The 13,238-nt window shown below is 46.8% G+C and carries 9 protein-coding genes; all 9 read left to right on the forward strand.

All coding sequences use genetic code 11. The features are described 5' to 3' along the window. Positions 1-5 precede the first annotated feature (5 nt). The 9 genes from G469_RS0104695 to G469_RS0104735 all read left to right on the forward strand — a co-directional run bounded on the left by G469_RS0104695 (position 6) and on the right by G469_RS0104735 (position 13,151). Entirely contained in the window at positions 6-716 is a 711-nt protein-coding gene (locus tag G469_RS0104695) for a 5-formyltetrahydrofolate cyclo-ligase (protein WP_028264063.1), read from the forward strand. A gap of 34 nt (positions 717-750) precedes the next feature. Beyond that, a complete protein-coding gene (locus G469_RS0104700; protein ID WP_028264064.1) occupies positions 751-2,418 on the forward strand; it encodes a formate--tetrahydrofolate ligase in 1,668 nt (555 codons plus the stop codon). Positions 2,419-2,451: 33 nt separating this feature from the next. After that, the gene (locus G469_RS0104705; protein WP_051353767.1) at positions 2,452-3,084 is read left to right on the forward strand and encodes a cyclodeaminase/cyclohydrolase family protein; all 633 of its coding nucleotides are present in this window, start codon (positions 2,452-2,454) and stop codon (positions 3,082-3,084) included. 36 nt (positions 3,085-3,120) lie between these two features. Continuing rightward, complete coding sequence (locus tag G469_RS0104710; protein WP_028264066.1) at positions 3,121-3,975, forward strand: bifunctional 5,10-methylenetetrahydrofolate dehydrogenase/5,10-methenyltetrahydrofolate cyclohydrolase; 855 nt, start codon at positions 3,121-3,123, stop codon at positions 3,973-3,975. Positions 3,976-3,985: 10 nt separating this feature from the next. Then, positions 3,986-4,558, forward strand: a complete 573-nt coding sequence (gene folE / locus G469_RS0104715) for a GTP cyclohydrolase I FolE (protein WP_028264067.1) — start codon at positions 3,986-3,988, stop codon at positions 4,556-4,558. Positions 4,559-4,561: 3 nt separating this feature from the next. After that, on the forward strand, positions 4,562-5,971 hold the full coding sequence (locus G469_RS0104720; protein WP_028264068.1) for a bifunctional folylpolyglutamate synthase/dihydrofolate synthase: 1,410 nt from the start codon (positions 4,562-4,564) through the stop codon (positions 5,969-5,971). A gap of 84 nt (positions 5,972-6,055) precedes the next feature. Next, positions 6,056-6,490, forward strand: coding sequence for a double zinc ribbon domain-containing protein (locus G469_RS0104725; RefSeq protein WP_028264069.1), 435 nt, complete (start codon positions 6,056-6,058; stop codon positions 6,488-6,490). 242 nt (positions 6,491-6,732) lie between these two features. Beyond that, positions 6,733-10,314, forward strand: a complete 3,582-nt coding sequence (locus tag G469_RS08395) for an LPXTG cell wall anchor domain-containing protein (RefSeq protein ID WP_156908407.1) — start codon at positions 6,733-6,735, stop codon at positions 10,312-10,314. A gap of 287 nt (positions 10,315-10,601) precedes the next feature. After that, complete coding sequence (locus G469_RS0104735; protein ID WP_169726177.1) at positions 10,602-13,151, forward strand: LPXTG cell wall anchor domain-containing protein; 2,550 nt, start codon at positions 10,602-10,604, stop codon at positions 13,149-13,151. The last annotated feature ends 87 nt before the right edge of the window (positions 13,152-13,238 follow it).

A 13,238-nucleotide genomic window follows, 5' to 3' on the forward strand; every position in this document is an offset into this window, starting at 1 on the left:
TCACGATGAACGAGCGCACATCTTTTATCCCAATGTGTAAGAAATCTTTACGCACCCAAGCGCATGAGCGCCGTTCATCTTTTTTAGCAGCAGATCGTATGCAGGAGGATGCAGCTATTACAGCGCAGGTGCTTGCCTTACCCGAATGGCAGCAGGCGCAGACGGTCTTTGCTTATGTATCTTTACCTGAGGAAGTTTCTACCGTAGCTCTTATTGAAGCTGCTTGGAATCAGGGTAAAGACGTAGTATTTCCTCGCATGGACCCTCAGACCAAGCGTTTGCTTTGGTATATCATAGCCCCGCAGTCCAACTATGTGCAGCTTGCTGCCGTGGATGAATTTGCATCTATTGGCTTTGAGCGTAGTGCTTTTGGAGTGTGGGAGCCTATGATAAGTCCCACCGCACAAATACATGTGGGACAGGGCTATCCACAAGTTCCTGGTGCACGCCCTATACAGGGTCATGCAGCCTACAATTCCGTAACTGAGCCATCACAATTAGCGCTTATACCTGGTCTCGTGTATGACCATATGGGCTTTCGTTTGGGATATGGTGCTGGTTGCTACGATAGGTTTTTATCGATATTTCCAGGCTTTAGCGTGGGTGTAGTACACAGCCCTAATTTTATTGACAACTTAGACAGTGAGCACTGTCTAACCAACAGAGATCTCCCTGTCCGTTGTGTGGTTTGCAATAAGCACGTAATCCGTCCCTAAGTTTTTTGTCCACAAGCACCAAGGAAGGTTTGTCATGGCCAAAACTGATATTGAGATTGCTCAAGAAGCACAGTTGTTACCCATTTTTGAAGTGGCAAAAAAAGCTGGTTTGACCGAAGAGATGTTAGAACCTTACGGATATACCAAGGCTAAGGTGGACATCCATTCTCTTTCCGACAAGCCTCAAAAGGGCAAGCTTGTATTGGTGAGCGCCATTAACCCCACACCTGCGGGTGAGGGTAAAACCACTACATCTGTTGGCTTGGCAGATGCCATGAACAAGCTGGGTTACAACACGCTGTTGTGTTTGCGCGAGCCTTCGCTTGGTCCTGTATTTGGTGTTAAGGGTGGTGCAGCTGGTGGCGGTTATGCTCAGGTTGTTCCCATGGAGGACATTAATCTGCATTTTACAGGGGACTTTCACGCTATTGGTGCTGCAAACAATTTGTGTGCTGCAATGCTAGACAACCACATTAAGCAGGGTAACGTCTTGGGTATTGATCCGCGCCGCGTGGTTTGGAAGCGTTGCGTAGACATGAATGATCGTCAGTTGCGCAACATAGTGGATGGCTTGGGTGGCATTGCAGATGGTATGCCACGACAAGATGGTTTTGATATTACCGTGGCTTCCGAGGTCATGGCCTGTTTTTGCTTGGCAGTTGACTTGCTTGACCTTAAAGCACGTTTGGCTCGCATGGTTATTGCTTACACCTATGACCGCAAGCCTGTTACCGTAGCAGATATTAACGCTCAAGGCGCTATGACGGCTCTGCTCAAGGATGCCTTTAAGCCCAATTTAGTGCAAACGCTGGAGAACAATCCTGCATTTGTTCATGGTGGTCCCTTTGCCAATATTGCTCATGGCTGTAATTCTGTAGAGGCAACCACCACTGCACGTAAGTTGGCAGATTACGTGGTAACCGAGGCTGGGTTTGGTGCAGATTTGGGTGCCGAGAAATTCTTGGATATCAAATGTCGTGCTGCGGGTATTGCACCAAGTGCGGTGGTATTGGTAGCTACTGTTCGTGCGCTTAAGTACAACGGTGGTGTTGCCAAGACAGACCTTACGCAAGAAAATCTGACTGCGCTTGAAGCTGGTATGCCTAATCTGTTGCGTCATGTGCAAAACATTCGCGAAGTGTATGGTCTGCCTGTTGTTGTGGCCATCAATGCATTTCCTACAGATACTGCTGCGGAGCTGGCGTTGGTGGAGCAAAAGTGCAATGAGCTTGGTGTAAACGTTGCTCTATCCGAGGTATGGGCTAAGGGTTCTCAGGGTGGCTTGGACCTTGCAGCAGAAGTGGTGCGTTTGTGTGATGAACCCAGCCAGCTGCAGTATGCGTATAATACGCACGATGGTATCGAACAAAAACTTACAGACATTGCCACCAAGATTTATCATGCAGATGGCGTGGACTTTACTCCTGCTGCAAGCAAGCAACTTAAGCAGTTAGAAGAGCAGGGCTTTGGTGAACTACCCATCTGTGTGGCTAAGACACAATATTCCTTCTCGGACGACCAAACTAAGTTGGGTGCGCCTACCAACTTCCGTATTACTGTGCGTAACCTGCGTGTTTCTGCGGGCGCTGGCTTTATTGTGGCACTTACGGGTGACATTATGACCATGCCAGGGCTACCCAAGGTTCCTTCTGCCGAGAAGATTGATGTAACTAAAGACGGCAAGATCGTTGGTTTGTTCTAAATAAACCCATCTTGTTTGCTGGAGGAAAATTTCTTGATTACACACGTTACTAACTTACGTTGTACGGACTATGTTCGTGCAGTAGCTTCAAAACAATCTATTCCTGGGGGAGGCTCGGTTACAGCGCTGGTTGGTGCTTTGGGAGCCTCCTTGGGCTGCATGGCTGCAAACTTTACTAAGGGTAAATCTGCTTTTGTACAACATGAAGATCGCCTAAGCGAGCTCATTGCCCAGCTAGAAAACCTTGCAGCAGAGCTTATGCTGCAGGTAGACTACGATGCAAAATCAGTAGAGGAACTAGCCTGTGCATGGGCGCTTCCTCAGTCTGACCCTATGCGAGAAGAGCGCATTCAGTTAGCTACGTTTGATGCTACGAAGGCTCCTTTGGCTATGATGCGTGCTTTGGTGCAGACACTTGTGCTGTTAGAAGAACTTGTTGATATATGCTCTAAGCTGCTTTTATCTGATGTGGGCACTGGTGCTTTGTTGTGTGAGACGGCACTACAGGCAGCAGCGCTTAATGTATTTGTAAATACAAACTGTCTGGTGGATGTTCAGCAGCGTGAGCAGCTTGAATCTGAGTGTGACGAGATATTAAAACGTTGGCTACCTCGTGCTCAAGAGCTTGCAAAAAACGTGTGCGAACAAATTCGTCATTCTCGCTAATCTGCGGTTTTCTCGCTTGGTAAAAGAAGATTTAGTATGACACAGTTACTTCGCGGCGCTCCTGTCGCAAAACAGATGCAAGAACAAAGTGCTGCTCGTGTGGCAGCTTTGGTGCAAGAGGGTATTACGCCAACGCTTGCTTTGGTGCGTGTGGGCAATCGTCCAGATGACCTATCCTACGAACGCGGCATACTCAAGCGTGCACATGAGGCGTGTGTGCAAATACAAACCATTATGCTGCCGCAGGACTGCATTACACAAGATGTATTAGATGCTGTGGTGTCTATAAATAAGGACCCTCATATTCATGGGGCACTACTGTTTCGTCCTATGCCACATCATATTGATCAGCGTGCCGTTTGTGCGGCGTTGGATCCTCAAAAAGATGTTGATGGTATTACACAAGATTCTCTTTATGGTACGTTTGCTTGTGAGCCTGTGGGATTTGCGCCTTGTACGGCAGAAGCCGTTATTCGTATGCTTGATTTTTATGAGGTTGTCTTAGAGGGTACACAGGTGGCAGTGGTTGGTCGCTCACTGGTGGTGGGACGTCCACTGGCTGCACTGTTGTTGGCGCGCAATGCTACTCCTACCATATGTCATTCCAAGACGCAGCACTTAGAACAGGTCTGTGCACATGCGCAGGTAGTAGTGGTTGCTACAGGACATCCACAAAGTTTTTCGGCAGTAGGCACCAATGCAAAGCAAGTTGTTGTAGATGTGGGCATACACTGGGACGAAGATGCTCAAAAACTGGTTGGTGATGTAGACTTTGCCAATGTAAAACCCATAGTTGCTGCGATTAGTCCTGTGCCTGGTGGCGTGGGATCGCTTACAACTGCTGTGCTTATTGATCATGTTGTTACTGCTGCTGAGCGCAGCATAAAATAAAGGAAGTTATATGGCTGTAGATAAACCCCGTGCAGAGGCTGCAATACGTGAACTTTTGCTGGCAATTGGAGAAAATCCAGATCGTGAAGGTTTGCAAGGCACGCCAGATCGCGTGGCACGTGCGTGTGAAGAGCTGTTTGCAGGCATGTCAGAAAACCCTGCCAATCATTTGCTCAAGCAATTTCACGAGCAAGATAATCAAGAAATGGTCATTGTACGCGACATCCCCTTTTCTTCCATGTGTGAGCACCATATTTTGCCTTTTGTGGGACGTGCACATGTTGCCTACATCCCACAAGAAGGTCGCATTACTGGTCTTTCCAAAATTGCTCGCTGCGTAAGTGGATATTCTCATCGCCTGCAGGTGCAAGAGCGCATGACAGCACAGATTGCAGATGCGCTGGTAGATACCCTCAATCCGCTTGGTGTGTTAGTAGTGCTCCAAGCAGAGCATACCTGTATGACTATGCGTGGTATCCGTGCAGCAGGATCAGAAACGGTTACCTCTGCGGTGCGTGGTTGCTTTAAAACCAATGCAAAAACGCGTGAAGAGGCCATGGGTTTGTTAGGGCTGAGGGGTTAGTACATGAGCTATTCTCTTCCGTTTGCCGTAACCGATTTTACCTATGATCAAGCACTAACGTATTTGCACGCTGCACTACGATTTGGCATAGAACCCCTGCTAGAAACTGTGCAGGATATGCTGGTTGAGCTAAATAATCCAGACCTTGCGTTTAAGTCATTACAGATTGCAGGCACTAATGGTAAGACATCAACTGCCCGTTTTGCGGCAGCTTTGTTGCGAGGTGAGAGGTATAAAACTGCGTTGTATACCTCTCCTGAACTGGTGTATTACACCGAGCGCATGGAGATTGATGGCAAGCCGGTAAGTCCTGAGGATTTTGGACACGGTGTAGCTGCTGCCGCAGAGGCAGGCCGCCGCGTAAACGAGCGCCGTCGTGCTGAAGGCTTGCGTCCATATGACATTACGGAATTTGACACGCTTACGGTGGCTGCCTGCGTTCTTTTTGCCGAGAAGGGCGTGGAGGTTGCTGTTTTGGAATGTGGAATGGGAGGGCGTTGGGATGCAACCAGTGCCGTTAAGTCCATTTGTTCCGTTGCCATTACAGGTGTTGGTTTGGATCATACGCGCATTCTAGGAGATACGCTTGAGGCTATTGCGCAGGAAAAGGCTGCCATTATTAAGCCTGGTAGAACCTGTGTGTTAGGTGTAGGCACTGCTACGCCTGCATTGGTAGAAGATGTCTTTTTGCAACGGTGTTTGCATGCGGGGGTAACGCCAACTTTGCTGCGTCCAGCTAAGCGTGAGGATGCAGAAGGACAGATGCACTGCGGTGAATTGCGCGTTCATCCTGAGTTTCCTTTGGCAACCTATGATATTACACACTATCCCAACAAAATTGGTGACACAGTATTGGTGCAACTAACTACACCATATGCAAGCTATGGTAGTTTGGGTGCTCTTAAGCCTAGTTATCAAGCAGCAAATTTTTCTTGTGCCACCGTGTTAGTAGAGCAGTTCTTGGATTGTGCTCTAGATGAACTTACGGCAGAGCGTAGCATTGTGCAATGTCCTACGCCAGGTAGATTTGATCTTGTACGTTCCTATCCACCTGAATTGGTAGATGCTTGCCATAACCCACAGTCCGTTCAAACATTCCTTACAGCCGTGCGTGCCATTGCACCAAAGAAAGAAGATCGTCCACAGCTTTTGTGTGCGGTTCTTGCTGATAAGGATGTAAAGGGCATAGTAAAATTGCTGGCAGCAGAGTTTTTTCAGGTTTGCGTTACGCAAACACAATCACCGCGTGCACTGCCCGCATCTGAGCTTGCACAGCTTTTTGAGCAGGTAGGATGTACACCTATGCAGGTTTTCTCAACAGTAGGGGAGGCTGTTAAGGCCTTGGAGGGTACTCCATGGGTGGCGTGTGGCTCCATTACGCTTGCGGGCGAAGTTGTTGGAATCCTGCGATAAGAGCGCGTGGACTATAATCTCTGCTAAAATCGTTGAGAAGCGCGTACGCGCGTTTGGAATCGTACATCAAAGGAGCACTTCCACATGTCTGACCTTATCAATCAGCTTATTACGCCTGAAGTACGCATGGTTATTTATCTTATGCTCGCGTGCGTTGTTATGTTGTACGTCTTGTCCATTGTGTATGTTATCCGTGACGCTCAGCGCCGTGGTGCAGAGCCTTGGTGGCTCTGGGCAATTATTTCTGTCATTCCTATTGTGGGCTTGCTTGCCTATGTAATCTTGCGTCCAAGCAGCTATTTAGTAGATCGAGAAGAGCAGGATTTGGATATTGCTTTGCGTGAGCACCAGCTTTCTCACTATGGCATTTGCCCTAAGTGTGGCACGCCTATTGACCGTGACTTTATTGTGTGCCCTATTTGCAATACTCAGGTGCGCAATGTTTGTCCTACCTGCCATCGTCCTCTTAATGCGGATTGGAAGGTTTGTCCTTACTGTCGCACGCGCATTCAGCAGTAAGGTACTGCTCTGCACTCACGTGCTCCGTATCTCTAATTAATATGTGTAATGCCGAGAGTAATGTCTCGGCATTTTTTGTAGTTCTAGTGCGGCTTATTAAGAAATCTGAAAATACATATACGGGTAACGACGTTACATGATAGTGTTATTCATATTTGACCTTAATTTAAAAAGAGTCTGAATAGATGTCTAAAGGTACTTATAGCTTGGTTATGTGGAATTAAATGTGAGGAGATGCTATTTTGAGCAAAAAGATGAAAAAGTCTACTCAGGCAATTGCCGTAGCAACCAGTGCCATTACAGTGATGTCATCTATGCCTGTTGGTGCTTTTGCGCAGCAGGATAGTGAGAATCCCACACCTCCTGTATCGATGGCAGTCTCTACGGCTGATTCCACAAGCCCTAAGACTCATATTGATCGTACGCCTGCCAATAATCTTGCTGCAGCTCAAGCTGTGTTAGATGAAGCAAAACAATTTTCTTCAGAAGCGCAGCAGGGGATGCAAAAAGCTCAGCAAGCATATGATGAGGCTGCTGCCTCTGAGCAAACACACAAAGAAAAAAAGATAGCTTCTGATACGGCTGTGGTAGAGGCAGATCATGCAGGAGCTCAGGCAGTACAAGATATTAAGACCAATGCAGACAAGAAGTTTTTAGAGGCAAGTCAGCTCGTTGATCAGCAAAAGCAAGAAGTAGATAAGGCTCGCCAAGAGCTAGAGCAGGCCCATGCCCAAGAAAAGCAGGCGCAACAAGCAAAGAAAAAAGCCGAAGAGGAGCTTGCCGCTGCACAAAAAGCAAATCCAGAAGCATCTAAGCAGATAGAAGAAAAAAATACCCAGATTGCTACTTTAGAACAAGAGCTTGCCCGTAAAACAAAGGATCACAGCACAGCTGCTGAAGCCAAGAAACAGGCAGAGCAGCTTGTAAAGCAGGCAGAAGATGCTTATAGCCAGAAAAATGCAGAGCATGCTGCTGCTACTCAAAAAGTAGAAGAGGCAACAGCTGCTCGCAATCAGGCACAAGCTCGAGTTACAGATTTGCAAGCACGTTATGAGGCGGCAAAGAAGGCTGCCGAGAATGGCTCTCAGCAGGGTGATGAAGCCGCTTTACAGCAGGTAAAAGAGGCTCAAGAGCTTGTTACTGCTCGTCAAGCACAGCTTAATCAGGCAAATCAGGCCCTTTCGGCTGCCGCAAGCACGCTTAAAGATGCCGAAGCTCAACTGAACACCCATAAGCATGCTTTGGATGAGGCAACTGCTGCATTACAAACACAAGAGCAAGAGGTGCAAAAAGCTACCGATGCACTTAAAACGGCTCAGGCTAATCGTCAGCAGGCTGGCAGTACAGTATTGGGTCTTCAGGATCGTCTTAAAGATGCTGAGGATAGGCTCAAGGATGCACGCCAGCGGGTAACTCAAGCAGAATCTAAGATAGCTCAGGCAGAGCAGAGCCTTGATACTTTGACTAAGCAGCTCGAAGAAGCCCGTAAAGAGCGTGACGCTATTCAAGCTCGTCTCAAAAATACTTCTGACAGCAGCGCTGGAAATACTGAGGCAGCAAAGAAGGCTCGTAGCTCGCGCGGTTTCTTTGAGCATAATGGTTCTACTATTGCCGCTCAAACGTTTGATCAGACCACTCCATACTCGGTAGATGCATGGAAATCAGACTGGTCAGGTAAAGAGCGCATGCAAGGTGCTCGTGCCGAGGACTTTACCCATGTGGGCGAGAAGGGCGATGCTACAACTCTTGATAACATGAGAGATGCTCTTATGCTGCTCAAGAATGCTGCGTATGTGCATGACAAGATGCCCCTTGATGATGACATTCAAGAAGGCACGCAAAATAAATGGTATGTTTCTGATGCCATGATGGCTCGTGCTCAAGTAAATGCAAACTTCTCGCGCAATGTTATGTACCATCTTGGATCTGCTTCAACCAAGAGCGGAGCGCACTCAACAGATACTGAGCCAATCCAAGCCCACGAGACTGGCGAAATCTTGGCATGGGATCGCTATAACGTAAACGGCACAGGTATGACTGAGGATACGTGGAAGTTAAACAATACCGGCGATAAGCTTAAGGCCAATACAAAAACTGATACATATTACAAGGATTCACCTGTATTTGCATGGTATCAATTTGAGGCCAATACCTATTACGAGACTCAGCGCAATAAAGACCAAGATGGTGATAACGTTATAGGACAAACTTCCTATACACCAAAGAATGGTTCTGCTACCGATAGGCAAACAGGTCATTACACCTTCTTTAGAGATAACCCTCAATATAAGGGCAAAATGGCCATGGGTGCTGCTGTTACTACCTATAATAAGGATCGTTCAGCTGGTAGGCTCGTACACGATGCAGAGATTATTGACAGCTACTATGCTGAGCAATATAGGGCAAAACCTCAAAGCGATCCTTCGTTTAAGCTCTATACCATTGACGATTACATTGCCCGTCTTGACTCTTATATCAATAGTCTTAAGACTGGTAACAATCAGCAAGACAAAGATGCGCTTATAGAGGTTAATAACCGTATTGCAGATCTTGAGAAGCAGATTAAAGAAAAAGAATCTGATAGAAATTTGGCACAGTCTCAATCGACCGAAGCCGCGAGTGCAGTTCAGTCTGGCGAGAAGGAAGTAGACAACCTTATTCAACAACTACAGGCTGCTACTAATCGTCGTGACAATGCACAGCGCACGGTAAACCAGCGAGAAAATCAACTGAAGGCTGCTCAGGAAAAGCAGCAGCAGCTTGTTGAGCAAAAAGAACAAGCCCAACAGAAGGTGCAAGAAGCTCAACAAACAGTTGATAGCCAAAAATCTTTTGTAGAGCAATTGCAAAGCAAGGCAACCGAAGCTCAGAAGAATTTGCAGGAAGCTCAAGCAAAGCTTGCTCAAGCACAGCAGCAGGCACATGATGCTGCCGGTCTTGTTGAAACACTCAAGAAGCAACTTGATGAGGCAAAAGATGAGCTGTCTCAGAAAGAGCAGGAGCTTGTAAAGCTTACACAACAGCAGAATCAGGCTCAAAAGCAGCGTGAGGATGCTCAGCAACAGCTCAACGCACAAAAACAAAAACTTAATGACGCAACAGCAGATGAACAGCTTAAGGCCAATGAGCTTGCTCAAGCACAGGCTGAAATCACTACGCTTACCAAGCAACGTGATGATTTGATTGCTGCAAACGATCGTATTACACAGGCACAGGCTGGTGTGAAGCAGGCTTCCAAGCAGTTGCAAGATGCTACTGCTCAGGTAGCTACTTTGCAGCTTGCTGTTGACGCTCAGGATAAAAAGCTAACAGAAGCGCGTGCACAACTACTTGCCGCTCAGACTGCCGTTGATGAGGCTAAAACACTTGATTGGGATGTTGACAAAAACAAGCAGGATGACAATCCAACTGCTTTTGCAAATATCAACACTCTTATTAAGGATTTGCACGCAAGGCATCAAGAGGCTTCTGCAGCTTCGCTTGCGTATACTCAGTCTGTCAATCAACTGCAAGATGCAATGGCAGTTCTTGGTACTGCTCGTCAATATCTTGCCGAGGCTCTGGCCGATCAGGCATGGGCTCAAGATCAGGTTAATCGTCTAACAGCTAAACCTGCTGTACAGCCTGATGACTCTGCTAACCAGAGCACACAGGTAGTAGATAAAACACCACAGCACATGGCAGACTCTCATATGCAGGCAAAGCAGGGGAGCCTTCCCAAGACAGGAGATACGTCTGCAGACCTTGCTTTTGGTATGAGCGCGGCAGGTGCCGTGACGATTGCGGGATTAGCTTTGAAGTTTCGTAAGAAATACGAAGAGTAAGTAAACGAAACTATATGTAGTTAATATAGTAACTACATAGTATGTGTTGAAAAAGCTTCTAAGCATGTTTTTAATACATAAGGCTAGGTTGTTTTATGCAGCCTAGCCTTATTGCGCTGTTTGTACCTTAGCTATTATGCGCAGGTACATCGGAACCTATGAAGTATTTATATAATTACGTTACATACAAAGTGAATCAAGCCAAAATATAGTATTTTCTACTCTGATTTAAATCAGTCAGAAGATATTGATTGATGATTGTAGTAGTTCGCGAAGTAAGGCATTTTATGAAAAACACACGTACGGTAAGCAAAACCACCAAAGCTGTTGCTGTAGCAACGAGCGCACTTACGGCATTTTCCTCACTGCCTACTGCTGCGTTGGCGCAGCCAGATGTAGATACTCCTAGGACTTCTGCAGATCAGGGAGCAATGTCTGTTACCGGAGATGTAAAGAACCATATTGACCGTACTCCTGCCAAGGATTTGGATTCTGCTCAGCAAAAGCTTAAAGAAGCAAACGATTTTGTTGAGCTTGCCAATAAAAAGCAAAAGGATGCACAAGAGTCCCTTGATAAAGCTACCGAGAGTGAAAAGAACACTGGTCGTGAAGAGGCCGAGGCTCAGCAAGCAGTCGATGACGGCAATAAAGCTGGAGACAAGGCTGTACAGGCAATTAAAAATGAGGCTAATTTAAAGCAGAGTACTGCTGAGAATGAGCTGAAGCAAGCTCGCGAAAAGGTCGCCGCTGCTCAAAAGGAATTTGCAGAGGCTCGTACCGAGCATGAAAATGCTGCAAAGCAGAAGGCAGCCGCCGAGAAGGCTCTTGAAGAGGCCAAGAAAAAGAATCCTTCAGCTGCTGATAAAATTGAGCAGGCTAAGAAGGAGAAGGACCAAAAGAAGCAACTGCTTGACGAGGCAACAAAGAATTACGAGCAGGCTCAACAGGCCAAACAACAAGCTCAGGCTCAGGTAGACAAGACGGCATCTGCACTTAAGCAGTCTGAGCAGGATTTAGCTGCAGCGAAGAAAAAAGTTCAGGATGTAACTTCTCAGCGTGATGCTGCTAAGAATCGTTTTGAAAAGGCCAAATCTGCTTATGATAAGGCGCTCAAAGATAGCCAAACCCCTGGTGCCCCTATGCCTCATCCAGAGCTTAAGGATGCTGAAGATGATGTAAAGCGCCTTGAGGGTCAGGTGCAGGGACTAACAGTTCAAAAAGAACAGCTGACTGAAGAAGTTAAAAAGCAAGAAGGCCTGCTTCAAGATCATAAGAACAAGCTTAATGAGGCACAAAAGAACGAAAATACCCTTAAGCAAAAATATGATGACGCGGCTGCTAATGAGAAGAAGGCTGCTAGTCAGCACGATCAGGTTGGTAATGAACTTAAACAGGTGAGAGAACAGCTTACTTCTTTGGAGCAGCAAGCTACAGAAGCAATTCAGCGGTCTGAGGCTGCTGAAAAGAATCTTGCACAAAAAGTGACTAAGCTTGCTGAACTTAAAGAAAAACTTAGGCAACTGCAGGGACAAGCTAATAAGGCACAAGAGATTGAAGCTCTGCAAAAGCAGATTAATCAGGCAGATGCTGAGGCTGAAACAGCATCTCAGCAGGCAATAAATGCAACAAATGAAGTAAAGCGCATTACTAAAGAAACTCAAGTGGTAGAGCAGAAGCGTAATCAGGTTGAAGAAAAACTTGGTCGTAGCCAAAAGAAACTTGTAGACGCTCGTAATGAAAAAGAACAGGCTGAAAAAGCGCTCACTGCTGCTAAAGAGAATACTAAGAAAGAGCAGATGGATGTTAGCTGGTTTGAGATTACTATCAAGCGCAACAACGAGACTCTACAGAAGCTAGCAAGTGATATCCAGCAGCATAATGATCGTCTCCAAAAGGCAAAGGATAAGGTAGAGCAGCTCAAGAAGGCTCAAGACCCTGCTGCTATACTTGAGAAGCTCAAGCAAGAGCGAGATAACGCCGAGAAGGAACTTCAAAAGCAGGAAGCTGCACTTGTTGATTCAAATAAAGAGCAGCAAAAACAGGAGCAGAAAGTTACTACTGCACATAATGAGAACAATCAGGCTCAGCAACAGCTCACTCAGCGCACTACCGATGCAACCGATAAGCAAAAGAAGCTGAGCGATGCAACCAAGAATCATCAGGACGCAACTCAGGCGTATGATAACTTGCTTGCTGCAAATGAAAACCTGCAAAAGCTTGCAAAGGAAGTACAGCAGGCAGAAGAGCGCTTTAACAAGGCTGTCGATACTGTTTCTCAAAAGACTAAGGCCGAGCAGGCTGCTAAGCAGCAAGAGAAGAAAGCCACCGACGAGCTTACCGCTGCTCGCACTGCAGCACAGCAAGCTGCACAGTTGGAGTGGAAGGGCTCTGATACTGACTTAGGTAATGCCTATCCCGAGGTTAATAAGCTTGCTGCCGCTCTTCGCATGAGCAAGCAGCGCCTTGCTGCAGCTCATACCGCTCATGAGGCTGCAATCACTAAGCTTGAGGAAGCTCGTGTTGAAGCTCAGAATGCTCGTCAGTACCTTGCTGAGGCTCTGGCCGACCAGGCATGGGCGCAAGATCAGGTTAATCGTCTAACGCCTAAGCCCAACACCAAGCCTAGTACTCCTGGCACAAAGTCTTCTCAGAAGGCTCAGGCTCAAAAGACTACTAAGTCCATGCCTAAGCATATGTCCGAGAAGAAGGTTCAACCTGCAAAGCAGGCACTCCCCAAGACAGGTGATGAGTCTACTGCGTTGGTTATGACCATGGGCATGGCAAGCATTGTAGCTATTGCTGGTTCTGTTATGGCTCGTCGTAAGAAGGATATGTAAGACCTGTACTCATACAAAGGGTACTAGCGCAATTCTTCACATAGGTAATTACAACCAAGCTGCCCTGTTGGGTGGCTTGGTTTTTTC

This window comes from Atopobium fossor DSM 15642 (assembly GCF_000483125.1).
GTDB lineage: Bacteria > Actinomycetota > Coriobacteriia > Coriobacteriales > Atopobiaceae > Atopobium > Atopobium fossor.

Bases quoted from the DNA above. Each gene is read 5' to 3' on its own strand.
- G469_RS0104695 (WP_028264063.1), top strand. From the start codon at position 6: ATGAACGAGCGCACATCTTTTATCCCAATGTGTAAGAAATCTTTACGC.
- G469_RS0104700 (WP_028264064.1), top strand. From the start codon at position 751: ATGGCCAAAACTGATATTGAGATTGCTCAAGAAGCACAGTTGTTACCC.
- G469_RS0104710 (WP_028264066.1), top strand. From the start codon at position 3,121: ATGACACAGTTACTTCGCGGCGCTCCTGTCGCAAAACAGATGCAAGAA.
- folE (WP_028264067.1), top strand. From the start codon at position 3,986: ATGGCTGTAGATAAACCCCGTGCAGAGGCTGCAATACGTGAACTTTTG.
- G469_RS0104720 (WP_028264068.1), top strand. From the start codon at position 4,562: ATGAGCTATTCTCTTCCGTTTGCCGTAACCGATTTTACCTATGATCAA.
- G469_RS0104725 (WP_028264069.1), top strand. From the start codon at position 6,056: ATGTCTGACCTTATCAATCAGCTTATTACGCCTGAAGTACGCATGGTT.
- G469_RS0104735 (WP_169726177.1), top strand. From the start codon at position 10,602: ATGAAAAACACACGTACGGTAAGCAAAACCACCAAAGCTGTTGCTGTA.